This window comes from Micromonospora sp. WMMD712 (genome assembly GCF_029581295.1).
GTDB classification, from domain to species: domain Bacteria; phylum Actinomycetota; class Actinomycetes; order Mycobacteriales; family Micromonosporaceae; genus Micromonospora; species Micromonospora carbonacea.
Map to the genome: position 1 here is coordinate 5,097,808 of NZ_CP120743.1, position 22,076 is coordinate 5,119,883.

The window sequence follows — 22,076 nt, forward strand, 5'->3', positions numbered from 1 at the left end:
CCCCGGCGACCACCGCCGCGGACGCCCGTCGGCGTCAGCGGGCGCCGCCCGCCTCCCCGGCCTCCCGCCGGGGGAAGGACGCCCAGATGTGCTTCGTGTCGTGGGTGGCGTACCAGCCGACGTCCAGGGAGAAGGCCCGGGCGAGCTGGAGGCCGCGGCCGCCGGCCCCCAGCGGGCGGGTGTCGGCCAGCTCGGGCACGGTGGTCAGGTCGTGGTCGGCGACGTCGAGGATGAACAGGTCGTCGTCGCGGAGCAGCCGGACGGTGGTGGGCGGCAGCCCGTGCAGCAGGGCGTTGGTGGCCAGTTCCGTGGCGACGAGCACGATCCGTTCGGGGATGTCGTCGAGCTCCTCACCCTCGGCGAGCGCGTGGCCGGTCAACGCCTCGTGCAGCGAGGCGCGCAGGCCGCGTAGCTCCGCCCCACTGGCCAGGGCCCAGGTCCGCATCTCGACGGCCCGGGGCGGTGGCGGCGACGTCCGCAGCGATCCCATGACCTGCCAATACCCGGGTTGTTCGCCGTTCACACGGCGGTCCCGGCGGCCTGCGTGGCCGGTGGCGCTGCGGGCGGGACGGGGACGTCCAGCCAGTGGCGCAGCATCGGCGGGTGGAGGGTGACCGCCGGGCCCCGCTCGTAGAGCATCGCCGGACGGCCGACTCCTGCGGAGGTGCGCTGCCCGGTCGGGATGACGAAGCCGTCGGTGCCGAGCACCTTGCGGCTGAAGTTCCGGTGGTCGAGCCGGGTGCCCCAGAGGGCCTCGTAGACGGTGCGCAGCTCGGAGATGGTGAACGCCGGGCCGCAGAAGGCGGCGGCCAGGGTGGTGTATTCGAGCTTCCGGCGGACCCGCTCCACGGCGGCGGCGAGGATCTGCCCATGGTCGAAGGCCAGGTCGGCCGCCGGGTCCAGCATCCGGTCGACCGGCTCCCAGGAGGCGGCGGCGGCGTCCGACCCGGCCTCGGGCACCGGCAGGTCGGGGGCGACGGCCAGGTAGGCGATCGTCACCACCCGGCCGCTCGGGTCGCGGTCGGGGTCGCTGAACACCGCGAGCTGTTCCAGGTGTACGCCAGCGAGCCCGGTCTCCTCCCGCAGCTCTCGGGCGGCGGTGTCGTCGACCGTCTCGCGGGGCCGGACGAAGCCGCCGGGCAGCGCCCGGTGTCCGCGGAACGGCTCGTTGCCGCGCTCGACGGTGAGCACCTGGAGGCTGCCCTCCCGGACGGTGAGGATCGCCAGGTCGGCGGTGAGTCGTAGTTGCTCGTGCGATCGTCGTGCCATACCGACAGGCTAATACTGTCTGCTTGACACAAACAGGTCCCGTTACTTAATGTCTGAGGGACAGTATTCCTGGCGTCGTACCGACGTCGGGCGGTGGTGGAGCCGATCCGAACGGTGTCCGACCACATAGGACGATGGAGCCTGGCCCGAACGCGCCACCGGCTCGGCGGTCGGCTCCGTCGTTCGGCACGACGGCGTTCCCCCACGGCACGACCGCCGTGCCGCCCGCGCCCAACCGGCACCGCAAACGTACGAAAGGCGGTCGTACCGCCGCTCTCCCACCGTTACCGTTCGGCCTGCGCTCCGCGACCGTGGACCCGCACCATCCCCGGCCATCCGCCGGTATCCCTCCCCTGAAACTCCGGACGCGTCCGCACCCGCGCGTCGCGATCGAGGTGATCTTCGTGTCCCGTCGGACAATCCGCCGCAGCCCGGCCCTGCTCGCCGCGCTGCTCGTCCTGCTCTTTGGTCCGCTTGCCGCGTGCGCCGACGAGGCGCCCACGCCCCTCGCGGCCACCGACGCCCCGGCGGCTCCCGCCACCACCCCGGAGGCCGCCCCCACCGGCCCGACCACCCCTGGCGGCGGCCCGGCGACGCCCACCGCGGCGTCGGCCGTCCTGCCCGACGTGACCGGCGCGCGGCTCAGCGACGCCGAGGCGCAGCTGCGCGCCGCCGGGTTCCTCTCCGTGCACGCCGTCGACGCCAGCGGGGCCGGGCGCGCCATCCTGGAGAAGAACAACTGGCTGGTCACCCGGCAGCAGCCCGCAGCCGGCGCTCCGGCAGCCCTCGGCGAGGCCGTCACCCTGTCGGTCGCCCGGCCGACCGACCGCCAGCCCGGCGCCGAGGTGACCAGCGGCGTCGTGCCGGCCGTGGTGTGCCGCGACCTCCAAGACGCCCAGGATGCCCTGCGCGAGGCCGGGTTCTACCTGCTCCTGCCGAAGGACGGGCTCGGCCAGGGCCGCATTCCGCTGATCGACCGGAACTGGATCGTCGTCGGCCAGTCCGCCGCCCCCGGCACCCGCCCCGAGTCCAGCGAGAAGATCGAGCTGACGGTGGTCAAGTTCGGCGAGCCGACCGGGAACTCCGGATGCCCGAGCTGACCCGGATTCCGACCTGGGCCCAGTGCCGCGCTGCGGCCGGCACGGCCCGTGCCGCCGAGCACGCCCGGGAGGCCCTCGCCGTGGTCCGGCCGCGCGGGCCGTTCGGCCTCATCCGTTCCCGGGGCCCCCTTTCCCTGCTGCTGTACGTCGCGGCGCGCGAGGGACGGCTGGTCTGGCGCGACCCCGAGTCGTTCGCGCTGCTGCAACCGCCCGGCGACACCGCCCTGCCGGTGGCCGGCGGGCTCCGGCTCGCCCTGCTCCGGCGGCTGGTCCGGCACTGGGACACCGTGCTGTTCGCCGGCCCGGCGGCGCTGCTGTTGGCCGTGGCGGGCCTGGCCACCCTGCTGCTGGTCCGCACCGGCCGTGCGGCGTTCGCCGCGGTCGCGCTGCTCTGCGTCCTGCTCGTCGTGCTGCACGTGTCGGCCCTGATGTGCTGCCTCGTGGTGTGGATGCTCGGCTGGATCGTCCGGGAGCTTCTCCGGCCGGATCCGCCGGAGGACCGGGTGGCCGCCGAGCTGCTGCCCGGGCGGCACTGGACGATGGTGTTCTGCCACCACGACGACGGGCAGCCCCCGGAGCGGCTGCTGCGTCGCGTCCAGCAGCAGTTGACGGCCCTGCTGCGGGACGAGGCCGAGGCGCACGCCGAGCGCACCGGCGTCCGGCTTCCGGTGATCGAGGTGACCGAGGCGCTGGTCTGCCTGCGGTACGGCGTGACCACCGAGGCGATGCGGGCGGCGGTCGCCATCTGGTCGGGGCAGGGCCGGATCTTCGGCGAGAGCGGCGTGCTCAGCCTGCGGATGTCCGCCTACCAGGCGCCCCGGCAGCCGAACCGGATCTTCGACCGGGGCGGGTTCCTCTTCCTGTACCTGCTCGTCGAGGCCACGTACGTCTTGATCATGGCCTTCTTCGTGGCGGACTGGGAGAGTGCCGCCTGCTCCGGTGGGTGCGGGCAGCACCCGGTCGACTACCCCTCCGCGCTGAAATGGCTGTCCCAGCGGCTGCTGTTCACCGACCCCTACGGTCTCGGCCCGGCCACCCAGCAGGCCTGGACCATCGGCTGGCTGACCAGCCTCATGTCGCTGATGAGCCTCTTCGTCGTCATCGCCGCCGTCCAGCGGTACGTCCGCTACCGCAACCACCAGATCGCCCGCACCGAGAGGAGACTGGCCGTGCTCAACGACCGGACCCGCACCCTGGTCATGGTGGCCACCGACGCGGAGCGGGAGGCCGTGCAGGCGGCGGTGCACGAGGTCAACGGCGCGCAACCGGAGCGCAGGTTCCTGCCCAACCAGGTGGTACTGCGGCTCGGCGAGGTGAGCCGCACCGAGATCCTGCTGGCTCAGGTCGAGCCCGGCGCGGTCGCGCCCGGCTCGGCCGCCATCGCCGCCGCCGCCCTGATCAGCCAGATCGATCCGGACTTCCTGATCCTCGCCGGCATCTGCTACGGGCTGCGCCCCGGCGAGCACGAGTTCGGCGACGTCCTGGTCTGCACCCAGCTCAGGGCGATCGACCTGCGCAAGGAGGCCGAGCCGCTGGGCCACCAGCCCGGCGAGCCGGTGCGCAGCGGCGCAGAGGCCGCCGCCAAGCTGGCCCACACCGCAGCGCCCGAGGGGGCCCGCCGGATCATCGACCGGGGCGACCACGTCACCCCGTCGCCCATGCTGCTCGGCCGGTTCCGCGACGCGCAGCGGAACTGGACCGGGTCGAAGGTCCACTTCGGGCCGATGCTGTCGGCCGGCACGCTGGTCAGCGCCCGTTCGCTGCGCGACGAGCTGGCCGCCCGGCATCCCGACGCGGTCGGCGGGGAGATGGAGGGCGCGGGAGTCTACGCCGCTGCCGCCCACGCGAAGGTCGACTGGATCGTCGTGAAGGCGATCTGCGACTGGGGCTTCGACAAGACCGACGAGTTCCACGAGATCGCGGCCCGCAACGCCGCCGGCCTCGTCGTGACCGCCGCTGAGCTGGGCGGCCTCGACCAGGCGCCCCGACGGGGCCAGCTCTGACCGCGGCGTCGGCCGTGCGGACCGCGCCGACCATTCCGGAACGAAAGGCCAGAGGCCGATGAGCGAGCACCACGACGACGTCCCGTTCCCGGCGTGGCCCGGCACGGGGTATCCCGTCGTCGACTCGGCGGAGCTGAACCCGGTGGAGCGCCGCCTGTTCCGGCGGACCCGTCGGGAGTTGCGTGACATCCCCAAGCAGCCGCCGGGGACCGTGCTGGTGTTCCAGCACGCGGACGCGTACGAGACGCTGCCCGAAGGGGGACTGCGGCTGGACGACGAGGTCGTGGTCGACGCCGTCGCCGTGGCCATCGTCTCCACCCGGCACACCCTGCGCGAGGCGGTCGCCTACCTGCCCACCGCCGACCCCCGCACCTGCGTGCTGTTGCGGGCCAGGTTCCACTGCTGGGTCACCGACCCGCAACTGGTGCTGGACGCGGGCTGCTGGGACGTCGATCCGCTGCTGACCGATCACCTGGTCGCCGACCGGGGACTGCGGTTCCTGGCCCAGGGCATGGACCCGCACACCGGGTGGGAGAACTTCCACCGCAACGCGACGGCGCGGATCTTCGCGTACCACGACGTGTGCCCACTGATCGTGCCCGGCCTGCGCACCCGGCTCGTCGACGTGGCGCTCGAACCGCAGCGCCTGGCGACGGTGCCCCGGGCCCGCACCGCGACCGCCCCGACCGCCGCGCCCGTGGACGGCGACGGCGGCGTGGACGGCATGCCGGACGGCGGCGCGTTCGACACCCCGCCGGCCGACGACGGCAGCCCGGCCTTCATGCCCGACAACTACACCTGGGGGGACAAGTGAGCGCATCTCTGCGCCGTGGCGCCGGACGGGTGCTGCGCACCCTCACCGGTGTCGACGAGGACCTGCTCGACACCGTGCCGACGGAGCGGTCCCGGTACACCGCGATGGGCGGGGTGGTGCTCGGCACCGCCCTCATGGCCATGTTCTCGATGACGGCGGCACTGTTCTTCGTCTTCGACGGCTTCCACCCCACGGTCCTGGTGTTCGTCCCGGTGTGGGGGGCGTTCATCCTCTGCCTGGACCGCTGGCTGATGGCCGGGGCGGCGGAGCCCCGGGCGGGCCGGCGGTTGCGCAAGTTGCTGCCCCGGCTGGTGCTCGCCGCCGTCTTCGGCGTGATCATCGCCGAGCCGCTGCTGCTCGGGGTGTTCCACACCGCCATCGAAAGGGAGATCAACGATCAGCGGGCCGCCGAGGTCACGGCCCACGAGAGCGAGCTGAAGCAGTGCAACCCCGTCCCGGGCACCCCCGAGTTCGACGGCCCGCAGGCCAAGGAGGAGCGCTGCGCCGACCTGCGCCTCGGGGTCACCACCGACTCGGAGGCCCGGCAGCGCGAACTGGCCGACCTGCAGGAACAGGCGAAGACCCTCAAGGCGGACACCGACGCGGACGACAAGGAGCTCGCCCGGCTGGAGCGGCTCGCCCGCATGGAGTGCAACGGCACCGACAGCGACGAGACCACCGGCAGGGTCGGTGAGGGGCCCAACTGCGAGCGGCTGCGCAAACAGGCCGCGCAGTATCGGCGCGACCAGCGGTTGGACGCCAACCACCGCCGGCTCACCACGCTCAACGCCGACATCCAGAAGCTGACCCGCGAGGTCGCCGACCGCCGGGGCGACACGGCCCGGCTAATCAACGAGGGCATCGCGGCGAAGACGGCCGAGTTCCGGGCCAACCAGAAGGAGATCGGCCTGCTCGAACGCCTCGGCGCGCTCGGCACCCTGGTGGAGCGCAACGGCTACATGCGGGCCGCGGAGTGGGCGTTGCGGCTGTTCTTCGTGGCGGTGGACTCGCTGCCGGTGGTGGTCAAGTTCCTCACCGGCGTCACTGCGTACGACCGGGTCGTCGCCGACCGGCTCTCCGGGCAGCGCCGCGCCCAGCGCGTGGTCGCCGAGACCGAACGCCGCCGCCTGGTCATCCAGGAGGAGCTGGCCCGCTACCAGATGAACGCGGAACACGCCTCGGCCGTCACGCGGGTCGAGTTCGACGCTCGGATGCGCAACGTGGACGTGGAGATGCTCCGCGAGGAGGTGGTCAACGCGCGGGCCGAGTATCTGCTGCGCGACGACCCGACGATGCCGCTGGCCATGCCGTCGGGCGACGCCGGCCCCACCGGCGGACCCCGATGAGCGTCACCGTCTCCGAGCGTAAGACGTACCCCGTCTACATCCTGCTCGACGTGTCCGGCTCGATGCGCCGGAGTGCCCCGGGCTCCCGGTCGCCGCAGGCGGCGTTCACCGAGATGATCCCCGACCTGATCATGTCGCTGTCGGACTCCCCAGCCCTGTCGAAGGCGGTCTGGATCAGCGTGATTGCCTTCGGCGACCGGCCGGAGCTGCTCTGTCCGATGACGTCGCTGGACGGTCCGGTGCTGGTCCGGAGGCCGCAGGACGGCAGGCAGACCGACTACGTGGCGGCGCTGCGGTTCCTCGGCGACCGGATCGCCGAGGACAACCGGACGATCGAGCAGGGCGGGGCGCGGGCGGGGCACCGGGTGAAGGTGGCCCGGCCGCTGGTCTTCTTCATCACCGACGGCGCACCGTACGCGCAGGACCGATACCAGCTTCCGGCCGAGTGGATGCCGCACCGCGACCGGCTCGTCGCGCCGCCGGTCGAGGCCCGCATCGCCACCGTCGGGTTGCCCGACGCCCACCCGAGGACGCTGTGGCAGATCGCCACCGGCCGGCCCGATGGACGGCGCAACGCGTTCCTGGCCCAGCCCGGCGCGGCGGGAGACGGCCTGGCCCGCAGCGTTGTTGAGGTCGTCGAGCGCAGCATCACGCTCTCGGTCCGGGCCGGCGAGATGATCATGGATGTGCCGCACGGGATGCGACGGGTCGATGGCTGACCTCGTGGTCGTGACGACGGCCCTGCTTGTCCTGGCGGGCTCCGCGTTGCTGGCCGCCGTGCTCCTGCGGCACCGCTTCGGTGTCGGCCCGGCCCACCTCGGCAGCCGCCTGTGGTGGTGGGTCGCCGACCGGCTCGCCGGGATCCGCTCCGCCCGCGCCGCTTCGCCGTCCCGTGGTGGCTCCGAGGCGCCACCGCCGGGCCCGCCCCCGCCCCACGACGACGGCGTCTTCCGGGCCTCCGGCGTCCGCCTGGCCGTGCTGGCGGAAGCCGACGACGCGTACCCGCCGGGTGGCGGTGACCCCGTGCCCTGGTCGGCCGGCGGCACGGTCGCCCCGCCCCGGCCGGTCGACGAGCGGCCGGCCGTGCACCGGCTGCTCGTGGCGCCGCCCCGGAGCGGGCGGGAGGCCGAACCCCGGCTGCCCGCCCGGGTGGTCGCCGGCGGCGGCTGGCACAGCTCGCTGTTCCACGGCTGGTGCGGCACGGCCGAAGGCCCCCGACCGACGGTGCGGTTGGTCGTCCGCGCCGCCACCCTGCGCGGCGCGACCCACGCCGGCCTCGGCACCGAAGGGCAGGACGCCGTCGGTGCGGCCTGGGACGAGGGCCGCTCGGCGCTCTACCTCGCGGTGGCCGACGGGCTCGGCTCGCTGCCGCGTTCGGGCCGGGTGGCCGCCGAGGCGGTGAACGCCGCCCTGCACCTGTGCGCGAGCCGTCCCGAGGGGATCACGTTCGCCGGCAACGGCGAACGGCTGTTCGGGGCGATCGCCGACGGCATGGTGCGGGCCCTGCCCGAGGGGGTCCGGCTCGACGGGGCGTGCACCCTCGTCGTGGCCGAGGTGCTGCCCCGGTTCGACGGGGCTCAGGTCACCGTGCACGGCGTCGGCGACTCCGAGGCGTGGGCGCTGTACGCGGACCGGTGGGAGCCGATCCACCACGAGCGGGGCGGCGCGGACAACGCCACCCGGGACGTGCCGACCCACGTCCGGCCACTGACCCACACGTACGACCTGCCGCCCGGAGCCGTGCTGCTGCTGGGCAGCGACGGATTCGCAGGTGCCCTGGACACCACCGTCTCCCCGCTCGCGCGGCAGCTCGCCCGGGAATGGCGGACCCCGCCGTCCTGGCTGGACTTCGTCAACCACGTCGGCTTCGTCGACGACTACTGGGCCGACGACCGGTCGGCTGCTGCGGTGTGGATCGGCGAGGGGGCCGGCGATGAGCAGTGAACGGCCACCGGCCGGGATCGTGGTGGAGGAGGAGCTGCTCCAGCGCCACGACGCCCCGGACGTCGTCCTGCTCAGCGGCGGCAACGCCGTTCTCGACTGGCATCGCCACCAGGGGGAGGACCAGCTCTACAAGCGCTTCCGCCCGGAGCACCGGGAGCTGATCGACGAGCGGGCGTTGCTGCTGCTGGTCCGCTGGCGGTGGGAGCTGCCCGCGTCGGAACGCGATCGGCTGGACCGGCTCGCCGCCTGGCCCCGGTACGCGGTGCGGGCCGGCGGCCGGCTCACCGGGGTGCTCGTCCCGCCCGCCGCCGACCGCTTCTTCACGCGCCGCAGGGACGGCCGGCGCACCCCGCGCCCCCTGCACGGGCTGCTCGGGACGGCCGGCCGCCCCGGGGCGCCGACGGGGGTGCGGCTGGCCGTGCTGGGCCGGCTGATCCGGGCGGTCCGCTGGCTGCACGCCCGGGACGTGGTGGTCAACGACCTGCAACCGGAGAACGTGCTGTTCACCCTCGACGGGCCCGGGCCCGCCGTGCACCTCGTCGACTGCGACTCGATGACGTCGGCGCGGCACTGGGGCCGGGTCGCGCCGGTGACCGCCCCGGACCTGATGGCCGAGGTGGTGCCGGCGGACGTCGAGCCGACGGTCGCCACGGACCTGACGAAGCTGATGGCGGTGGTGGCCCGGGTCCTGTTGGACGTGCCGAACGTGACGAACCTGGGCACGGCCGACCGGGACGCGCTGCTGGCCGCCGTGCCGCCGGAGAGCCGGCCGCAGGTGCGCAGGCTGCTGGTCGACCCGGCGGACCCGGGGCCGTGGGACGCGCTCGGCGCGCGGTGGGGCGAGCTGCCGGGCCTGCTGCCACCGCCCCCGGCGCGGCTGCCATCCCCGGCGCGCCGTCGGGGGTGGCTGCCTCCCGGGTACGCGTACCGGCCGGCCCTCGGCCCGCCCGTGCTGCCGCAACGGCTGCGCGTTCACCGGCTGCCCCTGGCCGGGGCGGCGCGCCCCGCCGGGCGGCGCGGGCCGACCCTGCTGCCCGTGCTCGGCCTCGGGGCGCTGCTCGTGGTGCTGGTGCTGCTGCTATCGGTGGGGAGCCGCTGAGATGGGATCTCTGATCGTCACCCTCGACGGGCGGGACGTGGAACTTCCCGAGGACCGGGTGCACTATCTGATGCGCGACCAGGACCGGCTGGAGATCAGTCCGGTCCCGGCTGACGACGAGCCGTCCCGACAGCTCGGCTACTTCGTCACCATCCTGGGCCGGTGGTTCTTCCACGCCGACAACGTCCCCGCCGCCCGGGTGCTGCGGATCGACGGGGGGCCGGTGACGAACGTGCGGCAGGAGCTGCACGACGGCCGGCCCACCGTGCTCGGGCTCGCCTCGGACGTGCCCGCCGGCCCCCGTCGGCCGCGCGTCCCGGCGGCTAGGTCCCATCCGCCCGGCCCGGCCGGCCCCGGCGGTGCGGCCGCCCGCCCGCAGCGGCCCGGCCGGAAGGAGGCCCCGCCGCGCGGCGCGCGCCGCTACGTGATCGGTCGGGCCGGCACCGGCGCGGACATCCCCGTGGACGATCCGCTCGTGCGGGCCCGGCACGCCACGGTCCGCATCGACGGCCGGGGCCGCTGGTGGATCTCCGGCGAGCTGTCCGTCGGCGGGGTCCGGCAGCTCTCGGCGACCCTGTCCGAGGGCGACGTCTTCGTCATCGGGCAGACCGTCGTGACGGTGAGCCGGGACCTGCTGCCGGACCCGGCGCGGGTGCCGACCCCGCCGCGGGCCGTGCGACCGGTGGATGCCGGGGCACGGCGTCGGCCGACCACCGAGACCGGGCTCGCGATCCGGCTCGACCGGGTGACCGTGCACGGCGACCAGGGCCGCAAGCGCCTCGACGACGTCAGCCTGGACATCGCGCCCGGGCAGGTCGTGGCAGTGGTGGGGCCGTCCGGCGCGGGCAAGTCCTCGCTGATCAAGGTGCTGATGGGTGAGCTGGCCGAGGACGAGGGCACGGTCCGGCTCGGCCCGGACGGCGGCGGTCGGACCCATCCGGAGCTGCGCCGTCGGCAGGTGCGGTACGTGCCGCAGGGCGACGAGGACCTCTTCCCGGCGCTCACCGCCCGGGAGACGCTGACCTATGCGGCCCGGCTGCGCTCGGCGCCCGACACCTCCGCCCGTGAGGTGACCGACCGGGTCGGCGACGTGCTCGGCCGGCTCGGGCTGGACCAGCCGGCTGCCCTCGCGGACCTGCCGGTGCGGAAGCTCTCCGGTGGCCAGCGCCGCCGCGTCTCGATCGGCCTCGAACTCGTCGGCCGCCCCCAGCTCCTGTTGTTGGACGAGCCGACGAGCGGTCTCGACCCCGGCAAGGACCGGGCGATCATGGCCGACCTGCGGGCGGTGGCCACCACCTACCACTGCACGGTGGTGATCGTGACGCACGCGACCGAGCACCTGGGCTTCGTCGACCGGGTGCTGGTCGTCGCCCGGGGCGGCCGGATCCGGGACGCCGGATCCCCCGACCGGGTGCTGGCCACCCTCGGCCACCAGAGCTGGGCCGACCTGATGGTGGAGCTGGACCGCGAGCCGCCGGCCGGATCCGGACGCCCCGGTGGCAGGAGCGCGCCGAGCCCCGCCCGTGCCGGCTCGCCCGCCCGGTGGCGGCTGGCGGGGCTGCCCACGCTGCTGCACCGGCAGCTCACCCTGACCCGGCGGCGCGGCTGGGTGTCCCAGGCGGTGCTGGTGGGGGTGCCGCTCCTGTGCACCCTGCTCGCCGTCGCCGCCTCCGGCACCGGGCTGCGACCCGGCGCGGAGCTGGGGCCGGTGCTGGCCATCCTGGTCACCGTGGCGGCACTGACCGGGGCTTCGCTGACCTACCCGGACATCGTCGCCGACTCGGAGAAGCTGCGGCGGGACTGGCGGGTCGGGGTGGAGGCGCTGCCCATCGTCCTGTCGAAGGCGATCGTGTACAGCGGCGTCTGCGCCGTCCTCGCCGCCGTGGTGAGCGTGGTCTTCGCCGAGCTGCGGGAGCTGCCGCCCGCCGGGTACGGAATCCCGCCGTTCGCGATGCTCTACGGGATCGTCCTGCTCACCATGCTGGCGTCGATGGGGCTCGGCATGCTCATCTCGGCCCGTTCGCCGACCCTGGAGCGGGCGGTCACCTGGAGCACATTGCTCGCCGTCCTCCAGGTGGCGCTCAACGGTACGCTGTTCGAGCTCAAGGGATTCTTCGGGCTGGTGACCGGGGTGCTCCCGGCGCGGCTCGGGCTGGCGGCGGTCGCCTCGTACGTCGACTTCAACCGGTACCGCCGGCCGGCGCTGTTCACCGACCCGTTCTGGACGGCGGGCGGCGGGCGGTTCTGGCTGCTCACCGTGGCGATCACCGGGGTGTTCCTGCTCGCGGTCCTCGGGTCCGTGCGGGCGCTGCACCGGCGCTGGACCCGGTGACCGTCCGCCCCACGCCGGGCCGGGCGGGCAGCCCGGCCCGGCGTCGGTGCGGTCAGGCCAGCGGCTTGCCGCCGGTCACCCCGAGCACCTCGCCGGTGACGTAGCTGGACTCCTGCGAGGCGAAGAAGACGTACGCGGGGGCCAGCTCGGCCGGCTGGCCGGCCCGGCCCAGCGGGACGTCCTGGCCGAACGACTCGACGGCCTCCTCCGGCATGGTGGCGGGGATGAGCGGCGTCCAGACCGGCCCCGGCGCCACGCAGTTGACCCGGATGCCCCGGTCGGCCAGGTTCTGCGCCAGCCCCTTGGTGAAGTTGACGATGCCGGCCTTGGTGGTGGCGTAGTCGAGCAGCTGCGGGGAGGGCTGGTACGCCTGGATCGACGCGGTGTTGATGATCGTGGAGCCGGGCGCGAGGTGCGGCACGGCGGCCTTGCAGAGCCAGAACAGCGCGTACAGGTTGGTCTTGAGGACCCGGTCGAACTGCTCGGTGGTGATGTCGGTGATGCCGCCCTCCTGCGCCATCTGGTGTGCGGCGTTGTTCACCAGGATGTCCAGCCCGCCCAGCTCGTCGACGGCCCGCCGGACGATCTCCGCGCAGTGCTCCTCCTCGCGGATGTCGCCGGGCACGGTGACCACGGTGCGGTCGGCGGCACGGACGAGGCGGGCGGTCTCCTCGGCGTCGTCCTTCTCCTCCGGCAGGTAGGTGATCAGCACGTCCGCGCCCTCCCGGGCGAAGGCGATGGCCACCGCGCGGCCGATGCCGGAGTCCCCGCCGGTGATCACGGCCCGCTTGCCGGTCAGCCGGCCGGTGCCCCGGTAGCTGTCCTCGCCGTGGTCGGGGGTGTCGGGCATCCGTCCGGTCCGCCCGGGGGCCGACTGCTGTCCGCCGGTCTGCTCGTCGGGGGCGGGAAACTGCTCCTGGGGGTCCTGCCTGTCGTACTGGTCGTGGGTCACGGCCGCATCCCTTTCCTCCGGGGCCGGTGGTACACCACTGGACTTCCCCGGTCGGACACGCCCAATCACCTCACCTGATGACAATCGCGGTCCGGCCGGGCGGCCCGGGCGGCAGGGGGGCGCTCACCCGCCGTCGTCCGGACCGCTACCGTGTTCCGTGTTCCGGCCGGGGCGAGGCAAGTCCAGGGGCAGCGGGACGGGTCGACCGGCGTAACGGCGTGGACACACGTGGGGCACCGCAGGGTGCGCCTCCGGGTCCATGATGTTCGTCGGTTGTGCAGACACCGGTTCACGGACCCGACGGGGAAGAAGACGATGACCGCCAGTACGAATGCTCCGAAAGTCAGCGTGGTGGTGCCGGCCTACAACTCGGGCCCGCACATCGAGAGGCTGATCGCCTCGCTGCTGCGCCAGTCGCTGCCGCCGGGGGAGTTCGAGGCGGTCTTCGTCGACGACGGCTCCACCGACTCGACCGGGGCCCGGCTGGACGAGCTGGCCGCCGAGCACCCGCACATCCGGGTGGTGCACATCGAGAACTCCGGTTGGCCGTCGCGGCCGCGCAACGTCGGCGTGGCCAACGCCCGCGGCGAGTACGTCTTCTTCTCCGACGACGACGACTGGTTCGGCGACGAGGCGCTGGAGCGTCTCTACGCGTACGCCGTCGAGAACGACGCGGACATCGTGATCGGCAAGATGGCCGGCCACGGGCGCTCGGTGCCGCGTGAGCTGTTCCGCCGGGACCGCCCCGACGCCACGCTGGACAACGCGCCGCTGATCGACAGCCTGACGGCGCACAAGCTGTTCCGCCGGTCCTTCCTCGACGGGCACGAGATCCGCTTCGTGGAGGAGAAGCGCCGGCTGGAGGACCACCTCTTCGTGGTGCGGGCCTTCCTGCTGTCCAAGCGCACCTCCGTGCTGTCGAACTACGTCTGCTACCACCACATCCGCCGGCAGGACGCCGGCAACGTGACGGCGCAGGGGCTGGACCCGGCGGGCTACTACGCCAACCTGCGCGACGTGCTGGACGTCGTCGACGCGCACACGGAGCCGGGGCCGCTGCGCGACAGGCTGCACCGGCGCTGGCTGCGCAACGAGATGGTCAGCCGGCTGCGCGGCAAGCGGTTCCTCGGCGAGCCGGCCGACTGGGTGGAGCAGGTGGCGCTGGAGTGCGGCAAGATCATCCGGGAGCGCTTCGCGCCGGGTGTCGCCGCCGGGCTCCCGCCGCTGCAACGGGCGATCACGGCCCTCGCCGCGGCCGACGACCTCGCCGGGCTGCGCGAGCTCGCCGAGTGGGAGGCGGGCGTCCGGGTCCGGGCCCGGGTCGACGGGCACCGGGTGGACGGGACGGTCCTCACCGTCGACGTCACCGCGCACCTCGCGTCCGGCGACCAGCCGGTGACCCTCACCGCCTCCGACGGGCGTTACGAGATCGTCCTGCCCGTCGACCTCGACCCGGAGGTCCTCGACGTCACCGCCCGCCGGGCCATGACCCGGCTCGACGTGGTGGCCCGGCGCAAGGAGGGCGGCGAGGAGTGCTTCCTGCCGGTCGAGTTCCGGGTCGAGGACGAACCGGTCCCCGACGCGGGGCCGGGGCGGGTGCATCTCGTGCACCACGCCACCGCCACGGTCGACTTCGCCACCCTCAACGGGGGCCGGACCGAGGGCACCTGGCTGCTCAAGGCCCGCCTCACCGAGAACGGGTGGACCGAGGACACGCGGCTCCCGCTGACCTTCCGGTGCGCCGCCGACGGGGCCCCGCCGGCACGGGTCGTCCCCGCCGCGAAGAAGAAGCCCGCCCTGCACCAGCGCGTACGCAACCGCCTGCGCCGGGTGGCCAGGCGGCTGCTGGGCCGGTAAGGAAGGGCCCCCTGTTAACGCATTCGGCATAGCAGGGTTCCCCTCTCACCTCTTCGTGGACCGGCGGGCATCCCGTGGGTGGATGAACCGTTTCGCCGCTGCCCGCGTAGTCATCGTCAGCGCCGTGCGGCGTCCGGCCGGGCGGCGGGGCGACGGGCGCGGCGTCGACGATCCGAGGTGTCCCGGTGGCGGGGCGACGGGAGGACCACCATGACCAGCGACCCGCGGCCCGGACGGCGGACGTTGCGCCGGGCCTGGGGGCTCACCCGCTCACTGGCCATCTACCACGGCCAACCGCACAAGCACCGCCGGGCGTTGGAGCTCTACCGGGAGTTCCTCGGGCCCGGGGACGTCGGCTTCGACATCGGCGCCCACGTCGGCGGCCGGGTGCGCACCTGGCGGCGGCTGGGCGCGCGGGTGGTGGCGGTGGAGCCGCAACCCGACTGTCTGCGGGCCCTGCGCCTGTTCTTCGGCCGGGACCCGGACGTGACGATCGTGCCCGAGGCCGTCGGCGCGGACGCCGGCCGGGCGCGGCTCGCCCTGTCCACCGCCACCCCGACGGTTTCGACCATGTCGACCGACTGGATCGAGTCGGTCACGGCGGACGACAGCTTCTCCCGGGTCCGCTGGGACCGGTCCGTCGAGGTCGACGTGGTGACCCTCGACGACCTCGTCGCGGCGCACGGCGTGCCCGCGTTCTGCAAGATCGACGTCGAGGGCTTCGAGGTGGACGTGCTGTCGGGGCTCAGCCGGCCCCTGCCCGCGCTGTCCTTCGAGTACCTTCCCCCGGCCCACGACGCGGCCCTCGCCGCGCTGGAGATCGTGGACCGGCTGGGCGGCATGGCCGGCGGGTACCGCTACAACTACTCGCCGGTGGAGACGATGCGCTACGCCAGCGAGGAGTGGCTCGACGCGGCCGGGCTGGTGCGGCTGCTGGAGCGGTTCCGCCCGGCGGGCCGCTCCGGCGACGTCTACGCCCGGCTGAGCAGGGCCTGAGGCCGGTCCCGGAGCGGGGTCAGCACGGAACGTAACCGCCGGCCGATCCGTTCGGTGGAGTGAGATTCGCTCCGATGGTGGTGGGTTCCGCCGCCGGGATCATGTCTGATAGCGATCGGCCGGATTCCGGCGAGGCACGGGGTGGTGAGGCGTTTTCGCCTCCTACGGTGTTCTCGGCATGCCGGCGGGTGGACGCTGCCGGGGCCGACCCGGTGGCGCGATGCGGGCGCTTACAGGGGGTTGTCTCGATGCGTGTTCGGAGCCGCGTCATCGCGGGTCTGGTGGCCGGGACTGTCGTGTTGATCGGCCAACCGGTCATCGCGGCGGTGTCTGCCTGGCAGGCGGGCCTCGCCGCCAAGGCGCTCGTCGTGGAAAGGCCGGGGCACACCGGGCTGGTGCCCAGCGCACCGCGCAACGACGTCCCGAGGATCACCGACGGTGAGGTCACCGACATCGAGGTGATCGGGAACCGGGTCTTCATCGCCGGCTCGTTCACCGGGATCGCCAACGTCGGGCAGACCGCGCTGGCGCAGCGGTGGCTGGCGTCGTACAACATCGACACGGGCAAGGTGGACACCGCCTTCCGGCCGACGTTCGACGGGGCCGTCGAGTCGGTCGAGGCGTCGCCCGACGGCTCGGCGCTCTACGTGGCCGGCACGTTCAACACGGTCGGCGGGCTCACCAAGCGCAAGGTCGCCCGGCTCGACCCGGTGACCGGCGCCCCGGTCGCCGGCTTCACCGCGCAGGGCAACGGCCGCGGGACCGCCCTGGCCGTGACCAACGACGCGGTGTACGTGGGCGGCCAGTTCACCAAGATCAACAGCACGAACCGCACCGGCCTGGCGGCGCTCAACCCGACCACGGGAGCGGTGGACACCGGCTTCGACCTGCAACTGTCCGGCGGCATCGGCGTCGGCGGCATGCTCACCGTGCAGCAGCTCAAGCTGACCCACGACGGCGCGAAGCTGATGGTCGTCCACACCGGCCGGCAGATCGCCGGCCAGGACCGTTACGGCGTCGGCCTGATCGACACCGCCGCCAAGACCCTGCTGCCGTGGCGCACCCGGCTGTGGGAGGACAACCTCTCGTTCGTCGGCGGCATCCAGCGGGCCTTCGGCGGCGACATCGCGCCGGACGACTCGTACTTCGTGGTCACCAGCGGCTCGGGCGGCGACCGCCCGCCGATCAACGACACCGCCATGGCGTTCCCGGTGGCCGGCGGCGACAACGTCGAGCCGATCTGGATCTCCCGGCACTTCGACAGCATCTACTCGGTCGCCGTCACCGAGGCGGCCGTGTACGTCGGCGGCCACTTCAGCTGGCAGGAGTCGCCGACCGCCAACGTCCCGTGGCCGGGCCTGGACAACGTCGGGTACGGCACGGGCCAGGGCCTCAGCGGCTACGGCCTCGGCGACCAGGTGGTCCGCCGCGACCACCTCGGCGCGCTCGACCCGGCGACGGGCACCGCCCTGGAGTGGAACCCGGGTTCCAGCTCCTACGAGGGCGAGAAGGCGATGCTGGCCACCCCGCGCGGCCTCTTCGTCGGCGGCGACGGCAACACCAAGGGCGGCCAGACGGTGGGCCGGGTCGGCTTCTTCGACCTGGGCCGGGTGCCGGCGCCCTCGGCGGTGGAGACGACGATCGACACGCCCATCGAGGGCCGGGTGAAGCCCGCCAACGGCTCGTTCACCATCGAGGGCCAGGCGACCGCGCCGTCCGGCGTCAAGAAGGTGCAGGTCGAGATCCAGAACCGCGGCTCCAAGAAGTACCTCCAGCCGGACCTGAAGACGTGGGGCTCGTCCGCCGTCATCGTGTCGACCCTGGCCAGCCCGAACGCCACCTCGACCATGTGGTCGCTGGCCGTCTCGCTGCCCGTCGGCGAATACCAGATCCAGGCGAAGACGTTCGGTCGCACCAGCAGCGAGACCGACGCGACGAAGGCCGTCAAGAAGATCGAGACGTTCAGCTTCGACGACCTGCCCCCGACGACGAAGATCAGCGCGCCGGCCGCCGGCCTGCTCGCCACGAAGACCTTCGTGGCCACCGGCACCGCCACCGACGACAAGGGCGTCGAGGCGCTGACCTACTCGTTCCGCACCCCGGACAACCACTACCTCCAGGACGACGGCACGGTCGCGCCGGTCTACAACACGTTCCGCACCGAGCCGGACGTGATCGGCGCGGTGTCGACCACCTGGCAGGTCGAGGTGACCCTGCCGACCGAGGGCGAGTGGCGGATGACCGCCACCGCCATCGACACCGCCGGCCAGGCCGACCTCAAGGGCGAGGTCCGCGACTGGATCATCGCGGAGGACGGGGTGGCGCCGACGGTGGCCATCACCGCGCCCGCCGCGATGAACCCGCCCACCGCCGCCGCGCCGATCACGGTCGCCCCCGGCAGCCCGGTCACCTTCTCCGGCACCGCCAGCGACGACGGCACCCTGAAGTCGGTCGAGGTCTACCTGCGCAACACCACCACCCGCGAGTCGCTGGCCGCCGACGGCACGTGGGGCGCGGACGCGGTCGCGGCGTACCACCGGGTGTCGCCGACGAACCTCAACGCCGCGTCGTACAACTGGTCGTTCACCACGGCGTCGCTCACCCCGGGCATCTACGACTTCCGGGTGCGCGCCACCGACAACCTGGGCCTGGTCACGACGAACGCCAACCTGGGCAAGCTGAGCGTCACCGCCCAGGTGCCGGGCGACGCCTTCCCGAACGGCAAGCTGAACTTCACCGGCACCGACCAGAACGTCGAGCAGCTGCACCTCGACCTGGCCGGCACCGCGACCGACGACAAGGGCGTGCAGGCCGTCCGGGTGGCGCTGCGCGACCTGGACACCGGCCGCTACGTGCAGCCCAACGGCACGATGGCGGCGAGCTTCGCCACGGTGAACGCCACGCTCGCCGCGCCCGGCGCGAAGAGCACCGCCTTCACCCTGTCGATCGACCTGCCGACCAAGGGCGAGTACAGCGTCGAGGCGTGGGCCGTCGACACGTCGGGCCAGCAGGACAGTTCGACCTCCGGGGCCACCGCCAAGTACCTCGTCTACCCGGGCGACCTCGACCCGCGCCTGGAGCCGAGCCTCAGCCCGACCAACGGCGCGGTCTTCGGCGACTCGCGGATCGTGGTGACCGGGCGCGCGGTGGACGACGTCGGCATGTCGAAGGTGGAGGTGCAGATCGTCAACGGCGCGGGCCAGGGGATGAGCTCCTCCGGCACGTTCGGTGGCGGCTCCGCCCCGTGGATCGCCACGTTCCTCACCAGCCCGGGCTCGCCGGGGTCGAACTTCGCCTACACGTCGCCGGTGGTGCCGGCGGGCAGTTACACCATCTCGGTGCGGGCGGTCGACAACTACGGGCAGCTCCAGCAGCCGCCCACCACCATCTCGGTGACCGTCAGCTGAGCTGACGTCGGTTCCACCCGGGCCGCGTCGGGGCGATCTCCGCCCCGACGCGGCCCGGCCCGCATCCGGCCGCCCGACCGGGAGCGGGCCACGTCACCGGTCGGGGGCCGTCTCCGCGGCCGGGCGACGGGGGCACCCCCGCAGGGCGTACGCGACGAGCCCGACCACCGCGAGGAGCGTCGCGCAGGCCGTCGCGGCGGTGGTGCCGGCCGGCTGGACCAGCCAGGCGGCGATCTGCAACCGCACCTGGTCGCTCGGGCCCAGCCACGGCAGGAGCGCGACGAGGGTCCAGATCAGCGGGGCGATCCAGGACAGCGCGGCGCCCAGCAGCGCGGCGCCGAGCGCGGTGAGCCCGAGCAGCCCGGCGGTGTTGCGCGCCACCACGCCCAGCGGCTCGAACCGCACGTCGGTGAGCGTGCTGACCAGGAGCAGCGCGACGACCGCGGCGGCGGCCGCCAGCACGTGCCCGGCGCGGCGGGCGGGCCAGTTGACCGACGCGGTGTGGTCGAGCGCGTCGTCGGCGCCGCCGAGCGTGGTGCCGACGGCGACCGCCGCGATCAGCGCGGCGACGCTGACCACCCGGGCGTTGACGGTCTGCCCGTCGGAGAAGTGCGGCCAGCTCGCCCAGAGCGACCCGATCGCGCAGATCGTGCCGGCCAGCGCCAGGGGGACCCGGCGGGCCCGCAGGTACAGCCGGAGCCACCTCACGGTTGCGCCAGGAACAGCAGCGAGTGGAACCGGTCGATCTCGCAGCCGAGCGCGGCGGCCCGGGCCGCCTGCACCCGCTTGCGCTGCTCGTCGGAGGGCAGCTTCCGCAGCTCCCGCAGGGCGGTGTCCGCCTTCTCCCGCTCCTCGGGGGCCGTCGACCCCCGACCGAGGTCCGGCTGCCCGCCGGTGAGCCAGGCGACGGCGACCGCACGGGCCAGGAAGGTCGGGTGCTCGGTCTCGCACTCCCGCCACCAGGCGGCGTCGAGCAGCGCTGCCGACAGTTCCTCGGGCGAGACGTCGGAGAAGCCGGTCCAGCCGATCGAGAGGGCGTCGAAGACCAGGGTTCCGTCGTCGCGGACGTGGCTCGCGTCCGCCCGGACCGTGTTGTCGACCAGCTGCCGGCCCTCCTCCACGCGGGTGGGTGCGGTGCCGGGCAGCTTCGCGTCGATGAGGGCCAGCGCCTCCCGGGCCGGGCCGACGACCTCGGGCAGCAGCGCGGCGTGCGCCCGGGTCACACAGACCTGCGGGCCGTCGTCGTCGCAGACCAGCTCGACGGCGGCCGGATCGAGCACGGCCGACCCGGAGTATCCGCCGGTGGGCAGCAACGGCACGGCGACGGCGGCACCGACCACGGCCGGCAGCACGGCCAGCGCGACGGCGCGGCGGCCGACCGCGCCGAGCAGCAGCAGCCCGGTCGCGGCGAGGGCCGCCAGCCACAGCGCCTGGAGCAGGCTGACCGACGACGGGATCGTCATGAAGTCGTTCAACGAATTGATGCCGGGGGCCAGCAGCAGCGCCGCCGGGTCGGGCCGGACCTTCGTGAAGTTCTCGTCGTAGCCGGACATCGAGACGTAGTCGGGCACGAAGGTCAGCACGGCGAACGCGACCACCGCGAGGACGGGGGCGGTGGCCACCCGGGGCACCGCCCGGCCGGCGGCCATGCCCAGCCAGCCGGCGGCGACCAGCGCGAGCGCGCCGACCGCGGTGATCGGGATCGTCGAGACGGGGAAGTATCCGGCGCTCGGCGCCACCCAGGGGATCCCGAGGAGGAACGTCAGCAGGTAGACGGCGACCAGCGCGAGCGCGTATCCGGCGGCGAGCGGGAGGCTGCGCCGCCACCGGGGCCGGACGGTGGTGCCGAACAGCTCGTCGACCCGGTGCCGCCGGTCGCGGCGTCCCAGCCAGGCGCCGCCGGCCAGCGCCAGTGGCATCAGCATCATCAGCGTGGACCGGGCGTACACCGCCAACTGCGTCCACCGCCCCGCGTACCCGCCGGTGACGGTCAGCATGAGCGCGGCGCCGACGATCACCAGCAGCAGGGCGATGCCGGGGACCGCCGAGCGGCGTACCTCGATCCGCATGATCCGCCCGGTCATGCCGCCACCTGCTCCCGGTGGGTGCGCAGCAGCGCCGAGTAGCCGCGTTCGGCCGCGCTGTCCCCGGCGTCGCCGGTGCCGCCCTGCGCGGCGAGCTGCGCCGTGGTGCCCTGCCACACCAGCCGGCCCTCGTGGACCAGCACCACGTCGCTACAGGCCACGGCGACGTCCTCGACCAGGTGGGTGGAGACCAGCACGCAGCTGTCCGACCCGATGTCGCGGAGCAACTCGCGGAAGTCGAGCCGCTGCTCGGGGTCGAGGCCGACGGTCGGCTCGTCGAGCAGCAGCAGCTCCGGGTCGTTGACGATCGCCTGGGCGATCCCGGCGCGGCGCACCATGCCGCCGGAGAGCGTCTTCATCCGGGCGTCGGCCCGGTCGGTCAGGCCCACCCGGTCGACGGCCCGCTGGACCGCGCCGGGGATGTCGGCCTTCGGCATCTCCTTGAGCCAGGCCATGTACTCGACGAACTCCCGGACGGTGAAGCGCGGGTAGAAGCCGAAGTGTTGCGGCAGGTAGCCCAGCCTGCGGCGGACCCGACGCAGGTCGGCGCGGCCGCTGACGTCCTCGCCCAGCAGGTCGAGCCGCCCGCCGGCGGGCTTCACCACGGTGGCGAGCGCCCGCATCAGGGTGGTCTTGCCGGCGCCGTTCGGGCCGAGCAGCCCGTGCACACCGGTGCCCAGCGCCAGGTCGAGCCCGTTGACCGCGAGGCGTCGGCCGGCGCGGACCGCCAGGTTGTCGGCGTGTACGGTCCACGCGTACGTGGTCGGTGCGGTCTCCGCCGCGCTGACGGCACGCATCATCATCTCTCCGTTCGTCGTGTCGTCGGCGGTGTCCGCCGACGGAGAAGGGTGGCGCCGGCCCGGGCGGCCGGGG

General features: G+C 73.8%; 17 protein-coding genes. 11 read left to right on the forward strand and 6 right to left on the reverse strand.

The features are described 5' to 3' along the window. Window positions 1-34: 34 nt before the first annotated feature. Complete coding sequence (locus tag O7633_RS22255) at window positions 35-490, reverse strand: ATP-binding protein (RefSeq protein WP_278131378.1); 456 nt, start codon at window positions 488-490, stop codon at window positions 35-37. 29 nt (window positions 491-519) lie between these two features. Then, a complete protein-coding gene (locus O7633_RS22260) occupies window positions 520-1,269 on the reverse strand; it encodes an NUDIX domain-containing protein (protein WP_282323788.1) in 750 nt (249 codons plus the stop codon). A 404-nt stretch (window positions 1,270-1,673) separates the two neighbouring features. Here O7633_RS22260 and O7633_RS22265 point away from each other — a divergent pair, with 404 nt between their 5' ends. From O7633_RS22265 to O7633_RS22300, 8 genes are read left to right on the forward strand one after another with little or no spacing between them, the layout of a single operon-like run. Further along, the gene (locus O7633_RS22265; protein WP_282323789.1) at window positions 1,674-2,369 is read left to right on the forward strand and encodes a PASTA domain-containing protein; all 696 of its coding nucleotides are present in this window, start codon (window positions 1,674-1,676) and stop codon (window positions 2,367-2,369) included. Then, window positions 2,357-4,372, forward strand: coding sequence for a hypothetical protein (locus tag O7633_RS22270; RefSeq protein WP_282323790.1), 2,016 nt, complete (start codon window positions 2,357-2,359; stop codon window positions 4,370-4,372). The genes O7633_RS22265 and O7633_RS22270 overlap by 13 nt, the downstream gene beginning before the upstream one ends. Before the next feature lie 58 nt (window positions 4,373-4,430). Continuing rightward, window positions 4,431-5,186: a hypothetical protein gene (locus O7633_RS22275; RefSeq protein WP_282323791.1), complete on the forward strand. Its 756-nt coding sequence runs from the start codon at window positions 4,431-4,433 to the stop codon at window positions 5,184-5,186. Beyond that, entirely contained in the window at window positions 5,183-6,532 is a 1,350-nt protein-coding gene (locus O7633_RS22280) for a DUF4407 domain-containing protein (protein ID WP_282323792.1), read from the forward strand. The genes O7633_RS22275 and O7633_RS22280 overlap by 4 nt, the downstream gene beginning before the upstream one ends. After that, window positions 6,529-7,251 (forward strand): VWA domain-containing protein, encoded by a 723-nt coding sequence (locus O7633_RS22285; RefSeq protein ID WP_282323793.1) that lies wholly within the window; start codon window positions 6,529-6,531, stop codon window positions 7,249-7,251. The genes O7633_RS22280 and O7633_RS22285 overlap by 4 nt, the downstream gene beginning before the upstream one ends. Continuing rightward, window positions 7,244-8,476 (forward strand): protein phosphatase 2C domain-containing protein, encoded by a 1,233-nt coding sequence (locus O7633_RS22290; RefSeq protein ID WP_282323794.1) that lies wholly within the window; start codon window positions 7,244-7,246, stop codon window positions 8,474-8,476. The genes O7633_RS22285 and O7633_RS22290 overlap by 8 nt, the downstream gene beginning before the upstream one ends. Further along, window positions 8,466-9,575, forward strand: coding sequence for a hypothetical protein (locus O7633_RS22295; RefSeq protein WP_282323795.1), 1,110 nt, complete (start codon window positions 8,466-8,468; stop codon window positions 9,573-9,575). Before O7633_RS22290 ends, O7633_RS22295 begins: the two co-directional genes overlap by 11 nt. 1 nt (window position 9,576) lies before the next feature. After that, window positions 9,577-11,907 carry an ATP-binding cassette domain-containing protein gene (locus O7633_RS22300; RefSeq protein ID WP_282323796.1) on the forward strand — a complete coding sequence of 777 codons (2,331 nt, stop codon included), beginning with the start codon at window positions 9,577-9,579 and terminating at the stop codon, window positions 11,905-11,907. A 52-nt stretch (window positions 11,908-11,959) separates the two neighbouring features. Here the strand turns inward: O7633_RS22300 and O7633_RS22305 are convergent, their stop codons facing one another. After that, window positions 11,960-12,859, reverse strand: a complete 900-nt coding sequence (locus tag O7633_RS22305) for an SDR family oxidoreductase (protein WP_282323797.1) — start codon at window positions 12,857-12,859, stop codon at window positions 11,960-11,962. 315 nt (window positions 12,860-13,174) lie between these two features. On the opposite strand from O7633_RS22305, the gene O7633_RS22310 reads away from it, so the two are divergent. The 3 genes from O7633_RS22310 to O7633_RS22320 all read left to right on the forward strand — a co-directional run bounded on the left by O7633_RS22310 (window position 13,175) and on the right by O7633_RS22320 (window position 19,119). After that, complete coding sequence (locus O7633_RS22310; RefSeq protein WP_282323798.1) at window positions 13,175-14,716, forward strand: glycosyltransferase family 2 protein; 1,542 nt, start codon at window positions 13,175-13,177, stop codon at window positions 14,714-14,716. 210 nt (window positions 14,717-14,926) lie between these two features. Beyond that, entirely contained in the window at window positions 14,927-15,712 is a 786-nt protein-coding gene (locus tag O7633_RS22315; RefSeq protein WP_282323799.1) for an FkbM family methyltransferase, read from the forward strand. 248 nt (window positions 15,713-15,960) lie between these two features. Beyond that, window positions 15,961-19,119 (forward strand): Ig-like domain-containing protein, encoded by a 3,159-nt coding sequence (locus tag O7633_RS22320; protein WP_282323800.1) that lies wholly within the window; start codon window positions 15,961-15,963, stop codon window positions 19,117-19,119. Between the two features lie 93 nt (window positions 19,120-19,212). Here O7633_RS22320 and O7633_RS22325 read toward each other — a convergent pair whose 3' ends face one another. The 3 genes from O7633_RS22325 to O7633_RS22335 are packed head-to-tail and all read right to left on the reverse strand — an operon-like array spanning window position 19,213 to window position 22,003. Continuing rightward, window positions 19,213-19,827 carry a hypothetical protein gene (locus tag O7633_RS22325; protein WP_282323801.1) on the reverse strand — a complete coding sequence of 205 codons (615 nt, stop codon included), beginning with the start codon at window positions 19,825-19,827 and terminating at the stop codon, window positions 19,213-19,215. Beyond that, complete coding sequence (locus O7633_RS22330; RefSeq protein ID WP_282323802.1) at window positions 19,824-21,203, reverse strand: hypothetical protein; 1,380 nt, start codon at window positions 21,201-21,203, stop codon at window positions 19,824-19,826. The genes O7633_RS22325 and O7633_RS22330 overlap by 4 nt, the downstream gene beginning before the upstream one ends. Then, the gene (locus O7633_RS22335; protein WP_282328620.1) at window positions 21,200-22,003 is read right to left on the reverse strand and encodes an ABC transporter ATP-binding protein; all 804 of its coding nucleotides are present in this window, start codon (window positions 22,001-22,003) and stop codon (window positions 21,200-21,202) included. The genes O7633_RS22330 and O7633_RS22335 overlap by 4 nt, the downstream gene beginning before the upstream one ends. Between the last annotated feature and the right edge of the window lie 73 nt (window positions 22,004-22,076).

Excerpts from the sequence above, each read along its gene's own strand:
- O7633_RS22255 (WP_278131378.1), bottom strand. The coding sequence starts at position 490 with ATGGGATCGCTGCGGACGTCGCCGCCACCGCCCCGGGCCGTCGAGATG.
- O7633_RS22260 (WP_282323788.1), bottom strand. The coding sequence starts at position 1,269 with ATGGCACGACGATCGCACGAGCAACTACGACTCACCGCCGACCTGGCG.
- O7633_RS22285 (WP_282323793.1), top strand. The coding sequence starts at position 6,529 with ATGAGCGTCACCGTCTCCGAGCGTAAGACGTACCCCGTCTACATCCTG.
- O7633_RS22270 (WP_282323790.1), top strand. The coding sequence starts at position 2,357 with ATGCCCGAGCTGACCCGGATTCCGACCTGGGCCCAGTGCCGCGCTGCG.
- O7633_RS22275 (WP_282323791.1), top strand. The coding sequence starts at position 4,431 with ATGAGCGAGCACCACGACGACGTCCCGTTCCCGGCGTGGCCCGGCACG.
- O7633_RS22310 (WP_282323798.1), top strand. The coding sequence starts at position 13,175 with ATGACCGCCAGTACGAATGCTCCGAAAGTCAGCGTGGTGGTGCCGGCC.
- O7633_RS22320 (WP_282323800.1), top strand. The coding sequence starts at position 15,961 with ATGCGTGTTCGGAGCCGCGTCATCGCGGGTCTGGTGGCCGGGACTGTC.
- O7633_RS22335 (WP_282328620.1), bottom strand. The coding sequence starts at position 22,003 with ATGATGCGTGCCGTCAGCGCGGCGGAGACCGCACCGACCACGTACGCG.
- O7633_RS22300 (WP_282323796.1), top strand. The coding sequence starts at position 9,577 with ATGGGATCTCTGATCGTCACCCTCGACGGGCGGGACGTGGAACTTCCC.
- O7633_RS22295 (WP_282323795.1), top strand. The coding sequence starts at position 8,466 with ATGAGCAGTGAACGGCCACCGGCCGGGATCGTGGTGGAGGAGGAGCTG.
- O7633_RS22290 (WP_282323794.1), top strand. The coding sequence starts at position 7,244 with ATGGCTGACCTCGTGGTCGTGACGACGGCCCTGCTTGTCCTGGCGGGC.
- O7633_RS22330 (WP_282323802.1), bottom strand. The coding sequence starts at position 21,203 with ATGACCGGGCGGATCATGCGGATCGAGGTACGCCGCTCGGCGGTCCCC.
- O7633_RS22315 (WP_282323799.1), top strand. The coding sequence starts at position 14,927 with ATGACCAGCGACCCGCGGCCCGGACGGCGGACGTTGCGCCGGGCCTGG.